Raw genomic sequence first — 21,713 nt, forward strand, 5'->3', positions numbered from 1 at the left:
CATGGCAAAAGTAATTGTCGTTACCTCAGGTAAAGGCGGTGTTGGTAAAACAACATCAAGTGCTGCAATTGGCACAGGCTTAGCGTTAAAAGGCTATAAAACAGTTATTATCGACTTTGATATTGGTTTACGTAACTTAGATTTAATTATGGGTTGTGAACGCCGCGTTGTTTATGACTTTGTAAATGTAATTAATGGTGAGGCAAACCTTAACCAAGCGCTTATTAAAGATAAACGTGTAGATAAATTATTTTTACTACCTGCTTCACAAACTCGTGATAAAGATGCTTTAACACGTGAAGGTGTTGAACGCGTACTAAATGAACTAAAAGAAGACTTTGATTACATAGTATGTGATTCACCAGCAGGTATTGAAGCTGGCGCTATGATGGCGATGTACTTTGCTGATGAAGCAATTGTTACAACAAACCCAGAGGTGTCGTCAGTTCGAGATTCAGATCGTATTTTAGGTATTTTACACAGCAAATCAAAACGTGCTGAAGAAGGCCTAGAAAATATTAAAGAACACTTACTATTAACACGCTATAACCCTGGTCGTGTTGAAAAAGGTGAAATGCTATCGGTAGAAGATGTGCAAGATATTCTGTCAATCCCATTATTAGGGGTTATTCCTGAATCGCAAGCGGTATTAAGTGCTTCAAACTCAGGCCAACCTGTTATATTGGATACAGAATCTGATGCAGGCCAAGCTTATTCTGATGCAATTAACCGCTTACTAGGTGAAACCGTCGATTTTCGCTTCTTAGACGTTGAGAAAAAAGGCTTATTTAAACGGATTTTTGGAGGTTAACGTGTCTTTACTTGACTACTTCCGCTCAGAAAAGAAAAACAGTGCGTCACTAGCAAAAGAGCGATTGCAGATCATTGTCGCGCACGAGCGTTCTCAGCGAGGAACGCCGGATTACTTACCACAATTAAAACAAGATATTTTAGATGTGATCCGTAAATACGTGAACGTAAGTACCGATGCAGTTCAGGTTCAGTTTGATCAAAACGAAGACGATTTAGCCGTACTTGAGCTAAACGTTACACTACCTGATGAAGAAAAGAAGTAATTGAAGAAAGGGCGCTTTATAAGCGCCCTCTTTATTTTCATTTACTTTTTAATAACTTTCTAAATATCTACGTTTTAATCCCTTGCATGCAACTAAAACTTTTTCACTATGTAACACAAAAATTATAGATAATACCAATTCGCTTAATTAAGTGATCTATTTTGAGGATGGAAAAACGTGTTGATAGCTAGGCAAAAAAATCGCTATTTAGTTGTTCTAAATGAGATTTTTTAACACAGGTAACGACACGTTTAGCGCCGTAAAATGATTAAGTATTATTGCGGATTGGTATAAGTATTACACAGTAAAAAAAATATCTAGTCTTAAGTATCCCATTCTTTTAAAGCGTCTTTAACATAGTTATAGCGCCAAGAGCTTAATAAATCAGGCTTAATATGGCTTTGTTTTTGCTCATTAGTTAACTTCCAATTCCAACTAATCAATTGATTAATTTGCTTTTTAGAGGCCATAACGTCTTCTGGTATATTGTGCTCTTTAGCGACTTTAGTGATCTTTTGTTTAATATCTTTGGCTACTTTTTTATAAGTAGGAAAATCAATTAAGCGCTTAAGTACTTCAGGATGCTCAGCATCTGGTACTGCTTTGGCAACTTCAATACACTTGATTATATCTACACCAGAGCGATTAACTTCAATAGCTTCAACTCCTGGAATTTGACGTAGAGCATTTAAACTTGAAGGACCACGTTTGGCAATTTCAGTCATGTTATGTTCTTTTAACACAAAATTTAGCGCTAAATTTTTCTTAATGGCTTTGTTTCTGCGCCATACAGCAAGTTCTTTTAAAACCGCAAGTTCGTGCGGTTTGAGTTGCCATGCATTTTTAATATCTTTATATAAAAGCTCGTCTGGTGTTTGAAACGCACGTTTTTTAGCTATCAATTCACTTTCGTTTATTACAATGTCAAAGAACCCAGCGGCATTAATACGCTCTATAATCAGCTCGAAACACGGCAATAAGTAAAAAGTATCTGCAGCAGCATAATCTAACTGTTTTTTAGTTAACGGACGTTGTAGCCAGTTAGTGCGTGACTCACTTTTATCTATTTCAATACCTTGCAACTCTTTTACCATAAGGGCAAAGCCCATACAGTTACCTTCCCCAAGTAACTGCAACGCAAATTGTGTATCAAAAAGTGGGGATGGAACAAAGCCTGCGTATTTTTGAAAAACCTCAATATCTTCTGAAGGAGAATGCAGTACTTTTAAAACACTAGGATCTTTTAGTATTTCCCAAAAATCGAATAATGAGAGCTCAGCTAACGGATCGATAAGCGCTAAATGCTCACCATCAAAAACTTGGATAAGTGCAACTTCTGGATACAAAGTGCGACGACGCATAAACTCAGTATCAATAGCTAAAATAGGCTTATTTTTTATTTGTTCAACAAAAGTGTTCAGTTGATTTTGGGTTTCGATCAATTGGTATTGCACTTAATCTCCTACAATAAAAAAGCCGACATATGTCGGCTTTTTTATAGGTTGCTAATCTTTCAAGGCTCTTCGGAGTATTTTACCTACGTTAGTTTTAGGTAACTCATCCCTAAACTCTACCAGTTTTGGGACCTTGTAATTAGTTAAATTATCACGACAGTGACTTATTATATCTTTTTCAGTTAAAGAAGGGTCTTTTTTAACAACAAAAACTTTAACTTGTTCACCACTTACATCGTGAGGAATACCAATAGCAGCAACTTCAAGCACACCTTCGTGCATAGCCACTACCTCTTCAATCTCATTAGGGAAAACATTAAAGCCAGATACAATGATCATGTCTTTTTTGCGATCTACAATAAAGAAGAAACCTTCATCGTCATAAGTTGCAATATCACCTGTTGCAAACCAGCCATCTTTTAAACATTCAGCTGTTGCATCTGGTCGATTGTAATAGCCCACCATAACCTGCGGGCCTTTCACACACATTTCACCCGGTTCACCTTTAGCGGCCTCTTCACCGTTATCAAGTATTAGCTTAATCTCAGTATTAGGCGCAGGCAAACCAATAGAGCCGTTATATGCTTCTAAATCATAAGGACTAATAGTTACTAATGGAGAACATTCTGTAAGGCCATAGCCTTCCATTAATTTTGAGCCAGTCACTTTTTGCCACTTTTCAGCAACAGGACGTTGCACGGCCATACCGCCACCAAGTGACATTTTTAAATGACTGAAATCAAGTTCAGCAAAACCTGGTGTGTTTAATAAACCGTTAAATAACGTATTAACACCAGTAATAGCTGTAAATTTATGCTGACCTAGCTCTTTAACAAACCCAGGCATATCTCGTGGATTTGTGATTAATATATTTAAACCACCGTACTTCATAAACGTCAGGCAGTTAGCTGTTAAAGCAAATATATGATAAAGCGGTAAAGCGGTAACAACAACTTCTGTACCACGATTTAACACTTTGTCTAAACAGCCTGAAACTTGCTCAAGGTTACCAACCATATTGCCATGGCTCAGCATTGCCCCTTTTGATACACCTGTTGTGCCACCGGTGTACTGTAAAAAAGCAAGATCGGACAAGCTCATTTCAGGACGTGTATATTTAGTTTCGTCTGCAGCTAGAACGTCTGAAAAGTTAATTGTGTTTGGTAAGTTGAACTTTGGCACCATTTTTTTAATGTGCTTAACAACAAAGTTGACTATGTGCTTTTTAAGCCCACCAACCATATCGCCTACTTGCGTTACTACAATGTGTTTAACATCAGTGTGTGCAAGTGACTTTTCAAGTGTGTCAGCAAAGTTTGCTAAAATGAAAATAGCGGTAGTGTCAGAATCCTTTAACTGATGCTCTAACTCACGCACAGTGTAAAGTGGGTTAACATTTACAACCACACAACCTGCACGTAAAATACCTAAAATGGTGACTGGTGTTTGTAGTAAGTTAGGCATCATTACGGCAACTTTGTCGCCTTTTTTAAGACCTAAATCATTTTGAATGTAGGAAGCAACTTTTTTTGTTGCTGTATCTATTTCGCTATAAGACAGCGTTTTACCCATATTAGTAAATGCAGGTAAATCGGTGTAGTCAGTAAAACTTTTTTCGAACACTTCGAGTAACGAGTTGTAATGCTCAGGATCGATTGTTTCAGGCATACCCTCTGGGTAGCGCTTAAGCCAGATTTTTTCCACTCTTAGCCCCTGTTTATAATTATATTTTTATTAACCTTAATCTAAGTAAGGCGCTTTAACAATTGAGCAAATACTCTAATGGAGGAATAATCCCACATTTTACGTAAACTTACAATTAACATGCACCATTTTGCAGCATAAAGTCTTGAATATGCTCAAAACAGTGTTCACTACTTTGCATATGACAGTGGTGCCCACCATCTACATTAATTACCTTTAAGCTATTGTAATAACTAATATACTTTGCCAGATTTTGTTTTACAAACGAATAACCTTCGTTACCTAAAATTAATTGGCACGGTGCAATTAAATCTTTTATTGCACCAATACATTGCGCCTCATTAAACCTAAAACCTGAGTGATTTTTAAGCTTTGGATCAGTTGTTAATGTATAACCATCTAAAACCGATTTTATATTTCGCTGCATTAAAAGAGCAATAAGCTCACTATTCAAATCGGTTGTTTGAGCACGTGCTTCATAAATAAGCTCTTTCGATTTATAAACTCTCTGCTTCTTATTTTTTAAACGCGCTCTATTTAATACTGCACTTTTTAGCTGTTCACATACGCCTTCGCTGGGAGTTGTAACACACCCAATCCCCTCAATAAAGGTAACAGATTTTACATAATCACCAAAGCAACTAGCAAAAAGCCCTGCAACCATGGCTCCCATCGAATGCCCAACTAAATGCACTTTTTTAACACCAAGCGCATTAATAAGTTGGTACACATCATCAATATAATCAACAAAATAATAATGTGCATCATCACTTCGCCAAGATGATAAACCATGCCCGACAAAATCAATACAGTACCAAGTGTGCTTTGGCTTAGCTTTACTTAACATTGGTATAAAACTGTGGCAGTTATCTAACCAACCATGCAACGCTATTACTATTTCATCCCCAGAACCTACTTTTAAGCCATGAATATTCAAGTTATTGGTTTCAATATTAAATGGCTGCACGGCAAGTCCTTTATTAATTTAGAGCATCATTATTTATAGCATACAAGTTGTCAGACCACTAACCGAGAAAATGGTGCCAAATTCGCTATTTAATTATCTTGATGTTCTAAAGAAAGTAAAAAATATAAAATAAAATTTAAACGATATCATAAGCTTAATTACAAAAAAAATAAGCTGATCTTTTTAAATATATTTGCTTTGTATGCCTTTTGAACAATTAAAAGGTGATAGCATCATATGTAGTTAAGCTATAACCAGTATAATTTAAATAAATAGAACTAACAGCGTTAACTACAATTCTATTCATATAACCCTAAATTATAAATATCTTAGATATTCATTTATTTATCATACTATCTGTATACAATATCAGCGGCTATTAAATAAGGTACACTCATAAGGTACAACCATGAAAAAACAGATCAGCTTATTAGCGCTTTTATGCACCGCTTCTGGTGCTTACGCAGAATCAGCACCTAAAAATGTAATTTATATGATTGGTGACGGCATGGGTCCGGCTTACACTACGGCTTATCGCTATTTTAAAGATGACCCTGCAACAAAAGAAGTAGAAGGCACGGTTTTTGACACTATTTTAAAAGGCATGGCTCACACCTACCCTGATGACCATACTTATGTAACAGACAGCGCTGCGGGTGCTACAGCGCTTAGTAGCGGCCATAAAAGTTATAATGGTGCAGTTGCTGTAGATACAGATAAAAAGCCAGTTAAAACCATGCTTGAAATGGCAAAAGAGCGCGGTATGACAACAGCGCTTGTAGCAACTTCACAAATAAACCATGCAACACCTGCTAGCTTTACAGCTCACAATGAATCTCGTTACAACTACGATGATATTGCCAACGATTATATTGATAATAAGATTGCTGGTAAATTACCTGTTGATTTAATGCTAGGTGGCGGTACTAAATATTTTATTCGTGACGACCGTAATTTAGTTGAAGAATTTAAAGCGGCAGGTTACCAATACGGTGACGATATTAATAATCTGGGACAAATTACACAAATACCTGCCATAGGTTTGTATGCAAGCAAAGGCTTGCCATTTGCCCTTGATATGAACCCAACTCGCCTTACTCAGTTAACATCTAAAGCGCTTGGTTTACTAGATAACCAGAATGAAGAAGGCTTTTTTGTGATGATTGAGGGCAGCCAAATTGATTGGTGTGGTCACTCTAACGATATAGCGTGTGCGATGGCTGAAATGGACGACTTTGCTAAATCAATCGAAAAAGCAAAAGCGTACGTTGATAAAAATAAAGACACTATACTTGTAGTTACAGCCGATCATTCAACGGGCGGCTTAACTATTGGTTCGCACGGCCAATTTAAATGGGAAACAGACGTAATTAAAGGTGTTAAGGCAACGGCTAGTAAGTTAACAGACAAACTTATGGAGTCTAAAGACTTAAAACCAGTATGGACTGCTAACACCAATATTGAATTTACAACTGAAAACCAAATCAAACTTGAGCAAGCTAAAAAAATGGGCGAAAAAGCGCTTAATTTAGCTGTTAAAAGTATTATTAGTGATGCAAGCTTTACTGGCTGGACAACTGGCGGACACACCGCTGTAGACGTTCAAGTATTTGCCTATGGCAAAGGCAGTGAGCAATTTATCGGCTCACAAAATAATACTGATATTGCAGATAAGCTGATTGGCTTTATTGAGCAGTAAATTTCACCTCGTTTTGAACACAAAAAGCCCGAACACATGTTCGGGCTTTTTATTGAATTTTATCGCTGTATTTATCTAAAGCGCTCAATTAAGCTTTAAGCGTATATATCAACGCCTATTAAATTTTGTACTTCGGCTCTACGTTCTAAATTAGCAAATTCAGTATAAGTAGAAATCGCTTTACTTACTTGAGCTGTCGGTTGGTCGTAAATTGTTTGGCTGTATTCATTGCTTTTAGCACTGCTTTTAAACAGCTGATTAGCTAGTTCGACGCCCTCGACACTGCTTTTTACATAATCGGTATTCGTTTTTTGAGCAGCCGGCTGGTCTAATAAACTCTGTGGTTTATTAGTAACAACTTTAGTAGGGCTAACCCTACCCGGAATATCCCCGGTAAAAAAACCTGAACCAATAGGCAGCGTCATTACGCGTCTCCAACCTTAATATTGTATAAAATTATGATTTAAAAACAACCAATTTGCAAATAATATGATTAGTCACGCCCTGGTAGCTTTTTCCACGTTACCGTATCGCGCACATATTTAGGTTGAGCGTCACTCGCTTTTACAACGTCACCCGCTAAAAACGCGGCTTCAACATGCGCTAATATATAACGCGCATCAGGCAATGTAATATCAGTATTAATTGTCACGTTTTCAAAGTCATTTAGCGCATCAGGATAGGTTTTAAAGCCCGTGCCCACAGCTACAGATGGCTCAGTGGTCGCTATATAGTCATTATTTAGTAAATCAGGTTTTATAACGCATTCTTGGTTAACTAAAAGCATTAGATTATTTTGCGCTTGGTAATGTGCAAAGTATATCTCCCCCATACGCGCATCTATACTTGGATAAACACTCAGGCTGCCTTTTTGTTCAAACGTTTGTTGAGCCATAGTAGCCAGTGTAGACACACCAACAAGCGGCAAATTAGTTGAATACGCTAAGCCTTGCGCTATAGCAACACTAATACGTACACCGGTGAAACTACCTGGCCCCTGGCCAAAACCAATTACGTCTAAGTCTTTTAATTTACAGTTTGCTTTAGTTAAAAGTTCATCCACAAGTGGAAGTATTTTTTGGCTGTGCTGCTGCGGACACTCTTCAAAATGATGAAACGTTTGGCCCTGGTAATGTAAAACAATTGAAAGTGCTTCAGTTGAAGCATCAAGGGCAAGGATATTACTTTTGATCATTTTAGTACTCTAATTAATTTGTTTTAAAAATGTATTGGCATCTTCTAAGCTTCGCGTGCGGCGCATCGGTGGTAAGCTTTTTAAAAATACTTGGCCATATTGGCGTGTAACTAAGCGATTATCACATATTACAAGTACGCCTTTGTCTTTACTATCTCGAATTAAACGCCCTACACCTTGCTTTAGCGCAATTACAGCCTGCGGTAATTGTATGTGTGAAAAAGGGTCTTTTCCCTGCATTTGGCAATCTTGCATTTTAGCTTGTAGCAATGGATCGTCAGGGGCTGCAAATGGCAATTTGTCTATAATAACACAACTTAATGTACTGCCGCGTACATCGACACCTTCCCAAAAAGAAGCCGTGCCGAGTAATACCGCATTACCATGGCGAGTAAATTTCTCTAAAATTATACGCTTAGACATTTGCCCTTGCATATAAACTGGGTAGTCTATTTGTGTAGTTAGCCCTTCGGCCACTAAGTGCATCATTCGATAGCTAGTAAATAACACAAAACAACGCCCTTGTGCTGATTTTATAAGCTCAAGCGTTAGTTTTACAATTGCATGTGGCATATTATCAGCATGCGATTCGGGTAAGTAGCGAGGTAAACACAGCAGCGCCTGATTAGGGTAGTCAAATGGGCTATCTACCATCATGCTTTGTTTTGGCTTTAAACCTAGGCTTGCATTAAAATGCCCTAGTTTGTTATCAACCGAAAGTGTTGCAGAAGTGAATACAAATCCTGCGCCCGTGTCTTGCATCATTTGAGCAAACTTAGCAGATACATTCAATGGCGTTATATTAATTGTTAAATAACGGCGCGTTGTTTCATACCAATAACTAAAGCCGGTTTGGGCTGTATCAAAAACCCGCTCTAACTGCCCTTTAAACGCAAGTGCACGTTCAAATGGATGCTCAATTTTGTCGCTTCTATCTAGGCAAAGCTTGAGTACTTGATAAACAAAATCTAAATCACTGATCACACGATGGAGCGCCGAGCAAATTTGTTTATCGCTTAGTTTTTCTCGCCAATCGCCACGGCTGCCATCAACACCAAATTGTAAACGTAAATCAGCAACGCTTGTCTCAAGCTTGTTTAAGCTTTTACCAAGTTGCAGCATATCGGGAATTTCAGCTCTATAAATAGCACGTAAATCATTAATTAAATCTACCAACTTTTTAGTGCTAACACTTTCACCAAAGTAATCGCTGGCAATTTCGCTTAACTGATGGGCTTCATCAAATATATATGCGTCGGCTTTTGGCATAAGTTCAGCAAAGCCACTTTCTTTTACAGCCATATCAGCAAAAAACAAATGGTGATTAATTACAACCACATCGGCATCGGCCGCAGTTAAACGTGCTTTGCGTATATAACAGCTTTGAAAATCTGGACACTCTTTACCTAAACAATTATCGGCTGTTGAATTTACATAAGGCAGTACTTTGGCATCATCTTCTATACCTATACAATCGGCCAAATCGCCCGATTGTGTTTCGCTTGCAAACTTAGCTACCATAGCTAGTTGATGCATTACGTCGGAGTCGTCAGTAGGTACATGTGCAACATGTTGATTAAGTCGGTAGGTGCATAGGTAATTGGCGCGCCCTTTTAATAAGGCGGTTTTTTTTGAAGCACTTAAAGCTTTAACTAGTTGCGGTAAATCTCTGTGATAAAGCTGCTCTTGTAGAGCTTTAGAACCTGTTGATATTATCGTGCGCCCTTTTGACTTAAGTGCAGGGGCTAAATATGCAAATGTTTTACCCGTACCCGTGCCTGCTTCAACAACTAATTGCGAACTGTTTTTTAATGCATCCGCAACAGCTACTGCCATATCAATTTGTGGTTGGCGAGGCGTATACCCATCTAAAGATAACGCTAAAGGCCCGGTTGCACTAAACAGCTGTTTGATAATACCAATCACTTTAAAATAAATAATAGCGGGATTTTACGTAAGCAAAGCATTAAGGGCAAGTAATTATAAAACCCACTTTTACTTTACGAATTAATACGCACTTTAATAGTGAGATTAATCATTCGATATTACAATACACTGTGTATTTATAACGTACATTTAATTTAATAATGACAATATTTACAAAGCCTAATTTTCTATTAACTCTTACTAAAAATAATCCGTATTAAAAGCTATATTTAGGCATAAAAACTGTGACTCTGAAATATTACAGGAGTACCATACGCGGGTTTATAATCCTCTTTTTCGTGTGTCGTTAAAAAAATAGTAAGGTTAGCCAATGAATGCTTGGTATCTCATTTGTTTTCTCTCTGCCATTGCAATTTTTATTGCTTTTGCAAACCAATATATCCTCAAAATGCAAACTACAATTGCCATTACTACAGGCTCAGTTGTTATTTCTTTATTATTGATTATTGCCGTTAAATTATTAGGCGATCAAAATGCGTTAGCCATGACCCAAATTGTTTCCAGTATTAACTTTAACGAGTTATTACTCAAAGGTATGCTCGGATTTTTACTTTATGCTGGCGCATTGGAAATTAACCTTATGGCGCTTCGAAAACAGCGCTGGGAAATAACCGCACTAGTGCTATTTTCTACTATTGCTTCCACTTTTATAGTCGGTTATTTGAGTTTTTATCTATTTGCCTTATTTGGCTTTGATGTACCGTTTATATACTGTTTATTATTTGGCGCGCTTATTAGCCCAACCGACCCTATTGCCGTACTTGCAATTATTAAACAAATGCGAGCGCCAGAAGGAATCTCAGTTCAAGTAGAAGGTGAGTCGCTATTTAACGACGGTATTGGTTTAGTAATATTTACGACCATTTTTTCGGTTGCTTTTTATGGCACCGATGCACAATTTGGCGATATAGCAGAACTCTTTTTTGTAGACGCCCTAGGCGGCATTGCGTTTGGTTTGGTTATCGCTTTGGTTGGCCACTTTTTAATTATTAACAGCCGCGATGTAAACATTCGCTTATTGATAACCTTAACTATTCCTACCGCAGGTTTTGCTGCTGCAAATATTTGGGAAATATCAGGCGCACTTGCCATGGTAACAAGCGGCATATTAATGGGTAACATTACTCGTACTAAAGCAACTGAGCGCACGGGGCCTGAAGACACTCGTTACGTAAAAGATTTTTGGCATGCAACCGATAGCTTTTTAAATGCCCTACTGTTTTTAATAATAGGTATGCTAATAGTGACGATGCCAATCACGCTTGGTGAAATTGGCTTAGGCTTACTAATGGTACCTGCAGTATTACTAGCACGCTTTATTAGCGTAGGCGCACCCTTTGTCATCTTTAAACGCTTTAGAAGTTACGATAAACACAGTGTTAAAATTTTAACCTGGGGTGGGCTACGCGGTGGGCTTGCACTGGCAATGGCGGCAGCAATTCCACGCGAGCAAGTTTTTGTAGGTGGCTCTGACCTACATAACCTAATCGTGATTGTTACCTACGTTGTGGTTATATTTTCTATTATTGTACAAGGCTTAACTATTTCACCGCTTATTCAAAGCAGTATTAAATCAGCTGAGCAAGCAAAGTAATAAATGCTTTGTGAGCAATCAACTCAGTAACCAAGTTATTATATAAATCACTTGGTTACTGTTACTCACGTGTTACAAAAACACTTTAAAGTTCTATAAATTGTTATCCTTTTTATTTATCTTCTTTGTTTAAATTAATCCGCTTGAAATGCAAATGAAAACAATTATAATTTTGGCTTTTCCTCTGTAGGGCTTTTCAATGTCCAAAAATAATTCTCACGTGTTTTTAAATTTGGTATCTCTGGGCAAACGACAACTTCATTGTTTTATTGTGCTTTTTATAATGGCTATGGCAAGCTTTAATGTGTCGGCCTCACCTAATGAGCAAACAAAAATAAAACAAATTGCACAGCTTGCAGAGTATGTAGGTGTAGATTACGTGGCAGCTGTTGGAAATGGTGAAATACTAGACCCAGACGAATATCAAGAAATGACTGAATTTTCGCACGTTATTATTGAGCAAGCTGGACAGCTATCAAGCCAAACCAATGAGTTTGATACAGTAAAGGCACAAGCTAAAACACTGCATACAGCGATTGCCAATAAAGCGAGTGTTGCCGATGTACGTGCAGCAAGCTCAGCGCTTCGTGAGTCGCTGCTTACATTTATGCCACAACTATCGTTACCTACATCGCTGCTTCCGGTTGAGCAAACTAAAGCGCTTTTTGCTACTAACTGCTCAATGTGTCACGGCCCTAGTGGTCAAGGCGACGGTCCGCTTGCAAAAAATTTATCGCCAGAGCCTACCAACTTTACCGACGAAGAGCGCGCAACAAACCGCTCATTAATGGGGTTATTTGACGCTGTAAGTAACGGCATTGACGACACACCTATGGTTGCTTTTACCCAATTTAATGAACAACAACGATGGTCTTTAGCTTTTTATGTAGGTAGCTTGGCATTTAAAGATGTTCAAAAACCACAAAATGTAGAACAAAACATTACCGCTTCGCAGATTGTAAACCTAAACCCTGCACAATTATCAGCGGGTCAAAGTGAAGCGCAAGCACACTACGTTAAATGGTTACGTGGTAATCCAGAGCAATTATTTACCGGTAAAAAGAATCCGATAACGGTTACTCGAACGCAGTTACTTGCAGCGCAAGCAGCGCATGCTAAAGGTAATTACTCACAAGCAAGTGATTTAGCAATTAGCGCATACTTAGATGGCTTTGAGCTTGTTGAAAACAACTTAAATGCCTACGACGAAACACTGCGTAAAAACATCGAAGTACAACTGATGAACCTACGCCAAACATTCAAAAACGAAAAAGATACAGCCGTCGTTGCCGAAAAAGTAAATGCCGCACTAACACAACTCGCTAAAGCAGATAGCATGCTAAACGAAACCAAGCTAACTGATGGCGCTCTACTTTCAGCGAGTTTAATAATATTACTGCGAGAAGGCTTAGAGGCACTCTTAGTTATTATTGCCCTTATGACTGTGCTTATTAAAACGAAACGTCAAGATGCGCTTAAATACGTACATGTTGGCTGGGTAACCGCACTTATTGCCGGTGGCTTAACATGGGCTGCTGCGCAAACATTAATAGAAATAAGTGGTGCAAGTCGCGAAGTTATGGAAGGTGCTGGTGCATTGTTTGCCGCTGTAATCTTACTGTATGTTGGCGTATGGATGCACAGTAAAACAAGTGCGCAACAATGGCAAAAATATATAAAAGACAATATAGATAAGCGTCTTGAGTCGGGAACACTTTGGGGATTAGCGGGGCTTTCTTTTATTGCCGTGTACCGAGAAGTATTCGAAACCGTATTGTTTTATCAGTCTTTATTAACGCAAAGCTCGCCTGCTCAATATTCATCTATTGCATCGGGTTTCGCGATAGCTGTAGCAATACTGGCTATTATTACGTGGGTATTAATTAAGTACTCAATTAAATTACCGGTTGCTAAGTTTTTTGCAATTACCACTTACCTATTATTTGCACTCTCGTTTGTGCTTATGGGCAAAGCCGTTATTGCATTACAAGAGGCCGATATAATAGGTATTGCGTCGCTACCAATGAGCTTTGAAATAGCATGGCTTGGTATTAAGTCAACATGGCAAGGTATTGTAGCTCAGGTATGTGTGTTCGCTATATTTAGCTTTTATATATTTAAAAGCAAAAACCAATAGTAATGCCTATCTGCTTAAGAGTTTAAGCTAATTGGCATAAGCAAAATACATAGTAAAAAGGCCCGCAAGGGCCTTTTTAGTTAATTGCTTATGTATTTAGTAAAATTGGTATTATCAAGCCCACGTATCTAAATGGGGGTTTTCGTCATCATCTACGTTAGACTTTTTTTTACTATTTTGATCATCAAGCATTTTGAGCTTTTTCTTTTTTTGTAACTCACGCCTTTTTTTATTCTCTAGCTCAACTTTTTCAGCGGCCGATCCACTTTGCACACCCGCAATATGAAAAGCACTTTTTGACTCAACTTCTAGTCTGGTTATTCTTCCTAAATAAGGAATCATGATATCCATACACACTTCCTTAGTTTACTGTTAAATTATCTAAACGCTTGGTTTGGCTAATAAACAAACAAACATATGCAAAAAATGCACTTCCCTTCTTAATATTATCGACAGTTATAAGATATGCTTTAATTAAGCTAAAAAAAACTTGCCATAATATGGCTGTTTATGTTTTTATGAATGCGAAATTTATTTAAACAGATAACAACTGAACGTTACTATAACAACGAGCAGTTAAATAGGATAAAAAATGCGCTTAAACCTGACAACAGTACATCATCACCACCATTCACCGGAATAACCTGTCAGGTCTTTCGCTGAGAGGTTATTCCTAAAAGGAACCTCTGGCGATTCAAAAAACATTGATTCATTTTCGCCCTGAGGTTCCCCTCGGGGTTTTTAGTTTTTAAATTAAAGGAAAATGAATAATGAGTAACACAAATCGTCTACGTATCGCCATCCAAAAAGGCGGCCGCCTATCTAAAGATTGTCAAGATCTATTAAAACAGTTAGGTGTTAAACTTAACCTTCGTGAACAACGCTTAATTGCACACTCAACTAATATGCCAATTGACGTACTACGTGTGCGTGATGACGATATTCCTGGTTTAGTAATGGACGGTGTATGTGATTTAGGTATTGTTGGCGAAAACGTACTAGTAGAAGTTCAAGCAGAACGTGAACGCCAAGGTGTTCCAAGCGAAGTAAACAAACTTTCAAAACTAGATTTTGGTTACTGTCGTCTTGCACTTGCATGGCCACAAGAGCTAGGCGCTCGCGATAAGAGCTGGTTTGAAGGCAAACGTATTGCAACTACCTACCCAGAAATTTTAACTCAGTGGTTAAAGCGCGAAGGCATCAACGCAAGTACAGTAATGCTTACTGGCTCTGTTGAAGTAGCACCACGTGCAGGTTTATCTGATGCAATTTGTGATTTAGTATCTACTGGCGCAACACTTGAAGCTAACGGCTTAATTCAAGGTGATACAATTTTAGAATCAAACGCATGTTTAATTCAAAATAAAGATCTGCAAGACGCTGACAAACTAGCACTAATCAATAAGCTTATGCCGCGCCTACGTGGTGTTAGACAAGCTAAAGAAAGCAAATACATCATGCTACACGCACCAAAAAACAAACTTGATGAAATTTGTGAAATTTTACCTGGTTCTGGTCAACCGACTCTACTTGCCCTTGCGGGTAATGAAGAATACGTAGCACTGCACATGGTAAGCAGCGAAACATTATTTTGGGAAACAATGGAGCAGTTAAAAGCCCTAGGCGCTAACTCTATTTTAGTTATGCCAATTGAAAAAATGATGGAGTAAGTACCATGCTTCGTTGGAATGAGGAATCTTCACAAGTACAAGCAGCGGCGCTAATGCGCCCTGCAGTTTCTGTAAGCGCAAAGGTTGAAGCAATATGCAAAACTATTTTAGCTAATGTAAAAGAGCAAGGCGATGAGGCCTTACTTAGCATGGCCAAAGAGTTTGATAATAGAGCTAACCCACGTTTGCGCGTACCGCTAGATGAAATTAACGCATCTGAGCAAGCACTAAGTGCAGAGCTTAAATACGCAATTGACACCGCTTATGCAAATGTTAAACGTTTTCACGAAGCGCAGTTGCCAAAAGATATTAAATTATCAACCCAACCAGGCGTTGTATGTGAACTGAAATATCAAGCCATCGAAGCAGTCGGTATTTATGTACCCGGTGGCAGTGCTCCACTGCCATCGTCGGTTATTATGCAAGGTGTATTAGCACAGTTAAGCGGCGCTAAAACCGTTGTACTTGCTACGCCGGTACAGGGTGATAAAGCAATTAACCCTGCTATTTTATATGCAGCTAAGTTATGTGGCATTACTACTTTGATAGAAAGTGGTGGCGCAGGCGCAATTGCAGCAATGGCTTATGGCACCGAATCGGTTCCTAAAGTAAACAAAATTTTTGGCCCAGGTAATAGCTTCGTAACAATGGCTAAACAGCTCGTTGCGCAAACTATCCCAGGTATGGCAATTGATATGCCAGCAGGTCCTTCTGAAGTATTAGTTATTGCAGATGAACGTGCAAACCCCGAATTTATAGCCGCCGATTTACTCTCACAAGCAGAGCACGGCGCAGACTCGCAAGTTATTTTATTATGTAACAGCGAAAGTATTATAGAACAAACTCAGCAGGCACTTACACGCCAGTTAGCTAATTTGAGCCGCAAAGAAACAGCCGAGCAAGCGCTCGCTAATTCTTCACTTATTTTGGTTGATTCTGTTGAGCAAGCATTTGATGTATCGGCGCAATACGGCCCAGAGCATTTAATTTTACAACTAGGCGATGCAACACCTTACCTAGATAAAGTTAAAAATGCAGGCTCAGTATTTGTAGGTGACTACACACCAGAATCTGCAGGCGATTACGCATCGGGTACTAACCACGTGTTACCAACATATGGTTACAGTGCAACTTACTCGAGTTTAAACTTGCTTGATTTTTTCCGTACATACACAGTGCAAACAATTACTAAAAGTGGTTTAACGCAGCTTTCAAAAGCAATTTTACCACTTGCAGATGCAGAAGGCCTTGATGCCCACGCTAATGCGGTTTCAATTCGTTTAGAGGCAATTAAAAATGAGCAATGAGAGCGCACAAGCGTCTAGCTTATTACCTAAGAATATTGCAGCCCTTGCTGCATACAGCTCTGCAAAAAGTGAAAAGCTAACCGGTACTACGTGGCTAAATGCTAACGAAAGCCCGTATGCTAAAAATCTTGAACTGAGTATTGAGGATTTAAATCGCTACCCTGATCCACAACCGCAACTGGTTATTGACCGTTACGCCGCTTATACAGAGCTTGAAAGCGAAAATGTATTAATGACGCGCGGCGCAGATGAAGGCATTGAGCTTTTAGTGCGCACATACTGTGAGCCAGCTAAAGATAGTATTGCGCTATTTTTACCAACTTACGGTATGTACAAAGTTACCGCCGATACACACAACGTTAGTATTAACGCGCTTACACAAGAATTATTATTAAGTGGCAGTGTTGATGAAATAGTTGCAGCTGTTGGCAGCTCAAAGCTGGTATTTATTTGTAACCCAAATAATCCAACTGGCAGCTTAACGCCACTTGATAAAGTAAAAGCGATTGCAACAGCACTTGCAGGTAAAGCATTAGTTATTGTTGACGAAGCCTATATAGAGTTTTTCCCAGAGCAAAGCGCGACTAAACTTATTAATGAGTTTAGTAATGTAGTGGTTTTGCGTACGCTTTCTAAAGCCTTTGCGCTAGCAGGGCTCAGAACGGGCTTTACGCTTGCACAAGTGAGCGTACTAGCGCCAATTCGTAAAGTCATTGCGCCGTATCCGGTATCAGGTGTTGTAGCAAGTATTGCAGCGCAAGCAATTGCACCCGATGCAATTACATCAATGCGCCGCCAAGTTACTATTTTAAATAGCTTAAAAGCTAAGTTGGTAGATTGGCTAAACGCCTCCCCTGCTGCATTAAAAATTCTCACTGGTGAAGGTAACTTTGTTACTTTAAAATTAGCCGATAAAAACTACTTTAAAATTGCACTTGAGCAAGGTTTGGTTATGCGCGCTTTTACACTATACGGTGAAGACGACTGGCTACGAATTTCAATTGGCAGTGAACAAGAACTTGAACAAGTAAAAATTTGGTTAGATGGCTTACAAACGCCGGCTACCGCAGCATCTTTAGCAGGAAACGAAGTATCATGAGTAACCCCTATTTATTTATAGACCGCGACGGCACTATTATTGAAGAGCCAATTACCGACAAACAGGTAGATAGCCTTGAAAAGCTAGCATTTTTACCTGGTGTTATTCCTGCGTTATTACAATTACAAGCCGCAGGTTACCGTTTAGTAATGGTGTCTAACCAAGATGGTTTAGGCACAGATAGCTTTCCTACTGCTGATTTTGACATAGCACAAGACAAAATGATGGACATAATGCAAAGCCAAGGCATTAGCTTTGACGAAGTATTAATTTGCCCACACTTTGATGAGCAAAACTGTGATTGCCGTAAACCTAAAACGGGCTTACTTACCGAGCTTATGCGCTCTGGCAAAGTAGACTTAGCGCGCTCTTTTGTTATTGGCGATCGCCAGACCGATATTGGCCTTGCTCAAAACTTATGTTGTGAAGGTATTTTATACGACGGCGATTGGAGTGCGATAGTGACAAAATTGACTACCGCAAACCGCGAGGGTCGTGTTACACGCAACACTAAAGAAACCCAAATTGATGTAGCCATAAACTTAGATCAAACTAAAAATGGCAGCATAGACACCGGACTTGGCTTTTTTGATCACATGCTTGATCAAATTCGCACCCACGCAAACATTGGTTTAAACATTAAAGCCAAAGGCGATTTACACATAGACGAGCACCACCTTGTTGAAGACATTGGTATTGCTCTTGGTGTTGCACTTAAACAAGCGCTTGGCACTAAATCGCAAATTGCACGCTATGGTTTTGCGCTTCCTATGGACGAGTGTAAAGCTGAAGCACAAATTGATTTATCGGGCCGTGCATCATTTGTATTAAACGCTAACTTTAGCCGCGAAAAAGCAGGCGACTTAGACGTGCAAATGGTTGAGCACTTTTTCAAAAGCTTAAGTGATAACGCCGCAATTAGCCTTATTTTATCGGTAAGCGACGGTAACTGTCATCACCAAGTAGAAGGCTTATTTAAAGCGTTTTCACGTGCTCTTCGTATGGCCGTAGCACAAGACACGACCCAACAAACAGCCAGCTCTAAGGGATGTTTATGATTGCCATAATTAATACCGGTTGTGCCAATATAAATTCAGTACGCTTTGCGTTTGAACGCTTAGGCCAAACGCCAACAGTAATTACTTCACCAGAGCAATTAGCGGGTTTTGAGCGCGCTATATTGCCAGGTGTAGGTCACGCGTCGGTTGCTATGAAACGCCTAGTAGATAACGGCTGGCAACAAGCTATAAATGAATACCAGCGCCCGCTTATGGGCATTTGTTTAGGTATGCAGTTACTGTGCGAAAGCACCGAAGAAGGTAACGTACAGTGCCTAGGTAAAATACCAGGGCAAGTAAAAGCGCTTGATGTAGGCAATTTAACGTCGCCGCATATGGGTTGGAATAACTTAAGCGTTAACAAAGAGCATGCATTAACTAAAGGGCTAACGCTTGATGAGCAAGTGTATTTTGTTCACAGCTTTGCGCACACCGTAAACGACGCCACACTAGTGAGCGGCGAATATGGTCAAACCTTTTCAGCCATTGTTGCTAAAGACAATTACGCAGGCATGCAATTTCACCCAGAGCGCAGCGCAAAAGTTGGCGCACGTTTATTACAAAATTTTGTTGATTGGCAGTTATAAGCTGCCCATTAACTAACAAAAAAGAGATTATTTGTGATTATTCCAGCATTAGACGTATTACAAAATCAAATTGTGCGCTTGTACCAAGGTAAATACGACACAGCACAGTTTTACCCTTTCGAACTTGGTGCGCGTTTAAAAGAATACGCCGACAGTGGCGCAGGCAAGTTACACCTTGTTGATTTAGAAGGTGCACGCGATCCAAGTAAAAAACAGTGGAAACATATTCAAGCTGCAACCAAAGCACTTAACGTACCGTACCAAGTGGGCGGCGGTATTCGCTCAGAGCAAGATGTAAGTGATTGGCTAAAAGCCGGTGCAAACCAAGTTGTTATTGGTTCAATGGCAGTAGAAAAACGCGAACAAGTAAAAGCCTGGATTGAGCAATTTGGCGCAGAGCATTTTGTAATTGCTCTTGATGTAAATAAAACAGCCACGGGCTGGGCACCAGCAACGCACGGTTGGTTAAGTGAATCTGAATTTGGTTTACTTGAGCTGGTAGATTTTTATGTAAGCTTAGGTGTTATTGATTTTTTATGCACGGACATCAGTAAAGATGGCACCATGACGGGCCCATCATTTGAGCTTTACGAAGATTTAACTCACCATAACAGCACAATTAGAGTGCAAGCCTCAGGTGGCGTAAGCTCACTAGATGACATTAAAAAGCTTAAAGAGCTTGGTGTGGGCGGCGTTATTTTAGGTAAATCTTTGCTTGATGGCGCATTTAGCGTTGAGGAGGCACTGGCATGTTATCAAAACGCATAATCCCGTGTTTAGACGTTAAAGACGGCCAAGTAGTTAAAGGCGTTAAGTTTAAAGGCCATGAAATAGTTGGCGATATTTTAACAATGGCTAAAGCCTATAGCGAAGCTGGCGCCGATGAACTGGTTTTTTACGAAATCAGTGCAAGCGTTGAAAAACGCCTACTTGATGTAAACTGGGTAGAGAGCATTGCACGTAATATCGATATTCCATTTTGTGTAGCCGGCGGTATTAAATCAGTGGCTGATGCAGCGCGGGTACTTGAGCGCGGCGCAGACAAAATAAGCATTAACAGCCCTGCTATTGCGCGTCCTGAACTTATTAAAGAATTACACGATGAGTTTGGTAAGCAATGTGTTGTAGTCGGCATTGACAGCTTTTTTGATGAAATTATCGGCGAGTATTTAGTTTACCAATTAACCGGCGATCCTAATGCATCAAGCCGTACGCGCTATAAAACACAAGAATGGGTTAAACGCGTACAAGACCTAGGCGCAGGCGAAATTGTATTAAACTGTATGAACCAAGATGGCGTTCGTAACGGTTACGACAACGAGCAACTAAGTAAAATTCGCGAGCTGTGTGACATTCCTTTAATCGCCTCTGGCGGTGCGGGTAGTATGCAAGATTTTGTTGATGTATTTAAACAAAGCAAAGTAGATGGTGCATTAGCTGCCAGCGTTTTTCATAAAAATGTGATTAACATTGGCGAACTAAAACAATTTTTAACAGATAACCAAGTGGCAGCAAGATTATGCAAGTAACACAACAAAACCAAGCTCAGGTCGATTTCGCTAAAAGTGACATGATCCCTGCGATTATTCAAGATGCCCGCTCTGGTGTTATTTTAATGCAAGGCTTTATGAACAGCGAAGCACTCGCTGTTACGCTTGATACCAATAAGGTAACGTTTTACTCGCGTTCAAAATCGCGTTTATGGACTAAAGGCGAGTCATCAGAAAACTACTTAAGCGTAGTATCTGTGCATACCGATTGTGACTACGATTCAATTTTAGTACTTGCCAACCCAGAAGGCCCAACGTGTCACTTAGGCACACAAAGCTGTTTTGGTGATGAAGCAAAACCAAGCTTAAGCTTTTTAGCACAGTTAGAAGATGTGATTGTTGCGCGTAAAAATGACGACCCTGAAAAAAGCTACACAGCGTCATTATTTGCAAAAGACTTAAGCCGTAGTTGTCAAAAAGTAGGTGAAGAAGGCGTAGAAGTTGCCCTTGCCGCTATGAAACACGATAACGATGAGCTAACAAACGAATCTGCTGATTTAATTTATCACCTTACAGTATTGCTACAACGCCAAGGCTTAGCCCTTGAAGATGTAGTTAAATGCTTGCAAGGTCGCCATAAATAGCATTAGTTGTGACTAACAAAGAGGCTCATATTTATATGGGCCTTTTTATTTTTACAGTAAATCACGTGTGATATAGTGCGTGGCT

The 21,713-nt window shown here is 39.3% G+C and carries 20 protein-coding genes; 13 read left to right on the plus strand and 7 right to left on the minus strand.

Features of this window, described 5'->3' with window-relative positions:
* The first annotated feature begins 1 nt into the window (after window position 1).
* The gene (minD, locus tag H5089_RS13260) at window positions 2–811 is read left to right on the plus strand and encodes a septum site-determining protein MinD (protein ID WP_004334708.1); all 810 of its coding nucleotides are present in this window, start codon (window positions 2–4) and stop codon (window positions 809–811) included.
* 1 nt (window position 812) lies between these two features.
* The gene (gene minE, locus H5089_RS13265; RefSeq protein ID WP_004334706.1) at window positions 813–1,076 is read left to right on the plus strand and encodes a cell division topological specificity factor MinE; all 264 of its coding nucleotides are present in this window, start codon (window positions 813–815) and stop codon (window positions 1,074–1,076) included.
* Between the two features lie 323 nt (window positions 1,077–1,399).
* On the opposite strand, the gene rnd is transcribed toward minE, so the two are convergent.
* The 3 genes from rnd to H5089_RS13280 all read right to left on the minus strand — a co-directional run bounded on the left by rnd (window position 1,400) and on the right by H5089_RS13280 (window position 5,201).
* On the minus strand, window positions 1,400–2,530 hold the full coding sequence (rnd, locus tag H5089_RS13270; RefSeq protein WP_182681952.1) for a ribonuclease D: 1,131 nt from the start codon (window positions 2,528–2,530) through the stop codon (window positions 1,400–1,402).
* Window positions 2,531–2,581: 51 nt separating this feature from the next.
* The gene (fadD, locus tag H5089_RS13275; RefSeq protein ID WP_182672373.1) at window positions 2,582–4,234 is read right to left on the minus strand and encodes a long-chain-fatty-acid--CoA ligase FadD; all 1,653 of its coding nucleotides are present in this window, start codon (window positions 4,232–4,234) and stop codon (window positions 2,582–2,584) included.
* A 115-nt stretch (window positions 4,235–4,349) separates the two neighbouring features.
* Entirely contained in the window at window positions 4,350–5,201 is an 852-nt protein-coding gene (locus H5089_RS13280; protein ID WP_182712396.1) for an alpha/beta hydrolase, read from the minus strand.
* A 409-nt stretch (window positions 5,202–5,610) separates the two neighbouring features.
* Here H5089_RS13280 and H5089_RS13285 point away from each other — a divergent pair, with 409 nt between their 5' ends.
* Window positions 5,611–6,900: an alkaline phosphatase gene (locus H5089_RS13285; protein ID WP_182692913.1), complete on the plus strand. Its 1,290-nt coding sequence runs from the start codon at window positions 5,611–5,613 to the stop codon at window positions 6,898–6,900.
* A 95-nt stretch (window positions 6,901–6,995) separates the two neighbouring features.
* On the opposite strand, the gene H5089_RS13290 is transcribed toward H5089_RS13285, so the two are convergent.
* The 3 genes from H5089_RS13290 to H5089_RS13300 all read right to left on the minus strand — a co-directional run bounded on the left by H5089_RS13290 (window position 6,996) and on the right by H5089_RS13300 (window position 10,021).
* The gene (locus H5089_RS13290) at window positions 6,996–7,325 is read right to left on the minus strand and encodes a hypothetical protein (protein WP_007580633.1); all 330 of its coding nucleotides are present in this window, start codon (window positions 7,323–7,325) and stop codon (window positions 6,996–6,998) included.
* Between the two features lie 68 nt (window positions 7,326–7,393).
* Window positions 7,394–8,095: a tRNA (adenosine(37)-N6)-threonylcarbamoyltransferase complex dimerization subunit type 1 TsaB gene (tsaB, locus tag H5089_RS13295; RefSeq protein WP_182712397.1), complete on the minus strand. Its 702-nt coding sequence runs from the start codon at window positions 8,093–8,095 to the stop codon at window positions 7,394–7,396.
* Between the two features lie 9 nt (window positions 8,096–8,104).
* Window positions 8,105–10,021, minus strand: coding sequence for an ATP-dependent DNA helicase (locus H5089_RS13300; protein WP_182712398.1), 1,917 nt, complete (start codon window positions 10,019–10,021; stop codon window positions 8,105–8,107).
* Between the two features lie 331 nt (window positions 10,022–10,352).
* On the opposite strand from H5089_RS13300, the gene H5089_RS13305 reads away from it, so the two are divergent.
* Window positions 10,353–11,636, plus strand: a complete 1,284-nt coding sequence (locus H5089_RS13305) for a sodium:proton antiporter (RefSeq protein WP_024597348.1) — start codon at window positions 10,353–10,355, stop codon at window positions 11,634–11,636.
* A gap of 283 nt (window positions 11,637–11,919) precedes the next feature.
* Entirely contained in the window at window positions 11,920–13,773 is a 1,854-nt protein-coding gene (locus H5089_RS13310; RefSeq protein ID WP_182712446.1) for a cytochrome c/FTR1 family iron permease, read from the plus strand.
* A gap of 114 nt (window positions 13,774–13,887) precedes the next feature.
* Here H5089_RS13310 and H5089_RS13315 read toward each other — a convergent pair whose 3' ends face one another.
* Window positions 13,888–14,124, minus strand: coding sequence for a hypothetical protein (locus tag H5089_RS13315; RefSeq protein ID WP_182712399.1), 237 nt, complete (start codon window positions 14,122–14,124; stop codon window positions 13,888–13,890).
* A 419-nt stretch (window positions 14,125–14,543) separates the two neighbouring features.
* Here H5089_RS13315 and hisG point away from each other — a divergent pair, with 419 nt between their 5' ends.
* Genes hisG through hisIE form a run of 8 tightly spaced genes read left to right on the plus strand, consistent with a single transcriptional unit; the run spans window position 14,544 to window position 21,628 of the window.
* Window positions 14,544–15,443, plus strand: coding sequence for an ATP phosphoribosyltransferase (gene hisG / locus H5089_RS13320; protein ID WP_002960257.1), 900 nt, complete (start codon window positions 14,544–14,546; stop codon window positions 15,441–15,443).
* Window positions 15,444–15,448: 5 nt separating this feature from the next.
* Entirely contained in the window at window positions 15,449–16,750 is a 1,302-nt protein-coding gene (gene hisD, locus H5089_RS13325) for a histidinol dehydrogenase (RefSeq protein WP_024597350.1), read from the plus strand.
* Window positions 16,740–17,849, plus strand: coding sequence for a histidinol-phosphate transaminase (gene hisC, locus H5089_RS13330; protein WP_182712400.1), 1,110 nt, complete (start codon window positions 16,740–16,742; stop codon window positions 17,847–17,849). The genes hisD and hisC overlap by 11 nt, the downstream gene beginning before the upstream one ends.
* Window positions 17,846–18,907, plus strand: coding sequence for a bifunctional histidinol-phosphatase/imidazoleglycerol-phosphate dehydratase HisB (gene hisB / locus H5089_RS13335; protein WP_008138596.1), 1,062 nt, complete (start codon window positions 17,846–17,848; stop codon window positions 18,905–18,907). The genes hisC and hisB overlap by 4 nt, the downstream gene beginning before the upstream one ends.
* Window positions 18,904–19,494, plus strand: a complete 591-nt coding sequence (hisH, locus tag H5089_RS13340; protein ID WP_002960265.1) for an imidazole glycerol phosphate synthase subunit HisH — start codon at window positions 18,904–18,906, stop codon at window positions 19,492–19,494. Before hisB ends, hisH begins: the two co-directional genes overlap by 4 nt.
* Window positions 19,495–19,527: 33 nt before the next feature.
* On the plus strand, window positions 19,528–20,262 hold the full coding sequence (locus tag H5089_RS13345; protein ID WP_182712401.1) for a 1-(5-phosphoribosyl)-5-[(5-phosphoribosylamino)methylideneamino] imidazole-4-carboxamide isomerase: 735 nt from the start codon (window positions 19,528–19,530) through the stop codon (window positions 20,260–20,262).
* Window positions 20,244–21,023 carry an imidazole glycerol phosphate synthase subunit HisF gene (gene hisF, locus H5089_RS13350; RefSeq protein ID WP_182712402.1) on the plus strand — a complete coding sequence of 260 codons (780 nt, stop codon included), beginning with the start codon at window positions 20,244–20,246 and terminating at the stop codon, window positions 21,021–21,023. Before H5089_RS13345 ends, hisF begins: the two co-directional genes overlap by 19 nt.
* Window positions 21,014–21,628 carry a bifunctional phosphoribosyl-AMP cyclohydrolase/phosphoribosyl-ATP diphosphatase HisIE gene (gene hisIE / locus H5089_RS13355; protein WP_182712403.1) on the plus strand — a complete coding sequence of 205 codons (615 nt, stop codon included), beginning with the start codon at window positions 21,014–21,016 and terminating at the stop codon, window positions 21,626–21,628. Before hisF ends, hisIE begins: the two co-directional genes overlap by 10 nt.
* Window positions 21,629–21,713: the final 85 nt, after the last annotated feature.

The organism is Pseudoalteromonas sp. SR45-1, from assembly GCF_014163655.1.
Lineage (GTDB): Bacteria > Pseudomonadota > Gammaproteobacteria > Enterobacterales > Alteromonadaceae > Pseudoalteromonas > Pseudoalteromonas distincta.

Excerpts from the sequence above, each read along its gene's own strand:
- hisD (WP_024597350.1), top strand. The coding sequence starts at position 15,449 with ATGCTTCGTTGGAATGAGGAATCTTCACAAGTACAAGCAGCGGCGCTA.
- hisIE (WP_182712403.1), top strand. The coding sequence starts at position 21,014 with ATGCAAGTAACACAACAAAACCAAGCTCAGGTCGATTTCGCTAAAAGT.
- H5089_RS13285 (WP_182692913.1), top strand. The coding sequence starts at position 5,611 with ATGAAAAAACAGATCAGCTTATTAGCGCTTTTATGCACCGCTTCTGGT.
- minD (WP_004334708.1), top strand. The coding sequence starts at position 2 with ATGGCAAAAGTAATTGTCGTTACCTCAGGTAAAGGCGGTGTTGGTAAA.
- H5089_RS13315 (WP_182712399.1), bottom strand. The coding sequence starts at position 14,124 with ATGGATATCATGATTCCTTATTTAGGAAGAATAACCAGACTAGAAGTT.
- tsaB (WP_182712397.1), bottom strand. The coding sequence starts at position 8,095 with ATGATCAAAAGTAATATCCTTGCCCTTGATGCTTCAACTGAAGCACTT.
- hisH (WP_002960265.1), top strand. The coding sequence starts at position 18,904 with ATGATTGCCATAATTAATACCGGTTGTGCCAATATAAATTCAGTACGC.
- hisB (WP_008138596.1), top strand. The coding sequence starts at position 17,846 with ATGAGTAACCCCTATTTATTTATAGACCGCGACGGCACTATTATTGAA.
- hisG (WP_002960257.1), top strand. The coding sequence starts at position 14,544 with ATGAGTAACACAAATCGTCTACGTATCGCCATCCAAAAAGGCGGCCGC.
- H5089_RS13290 (WP_007580633.1), bottom strand. The coding sequence starts at position 7,325 with ATGACGCTGCCTATTGGTTCAGGTTTTTTTACCGGGGATATTCCGGGT.
- H5089_RS13310 (WP_182712446.1), top strand. The coding sequence starts at position 11,920 with ATGGCTATGGCAAGCTTTAATGTGTCGGCCTCACCTAATGAGCAAACA.
- H5089_RS13305 (WP_024597348.1), top strand. The coding sequence starts at position 10,353 with ATGAATGCTTGGTATCTCATTTGTTTTCTCTCTGCCATTGCAATTTTT.
- hisC (WP_182712400.1), top strand. The coding sequence starts at position 16,740 with ATGAGCAATGAGAGCGCACAAGCGTCTAGCTTATTACCTAAGAATATT.
- hisF (WP_182712402.1), top strand. The coding sequence starts at position 20,244 with ATGTTATCAAAACGCATAATCCCGTGTTTAGACGTTAAAGACGGCCAA.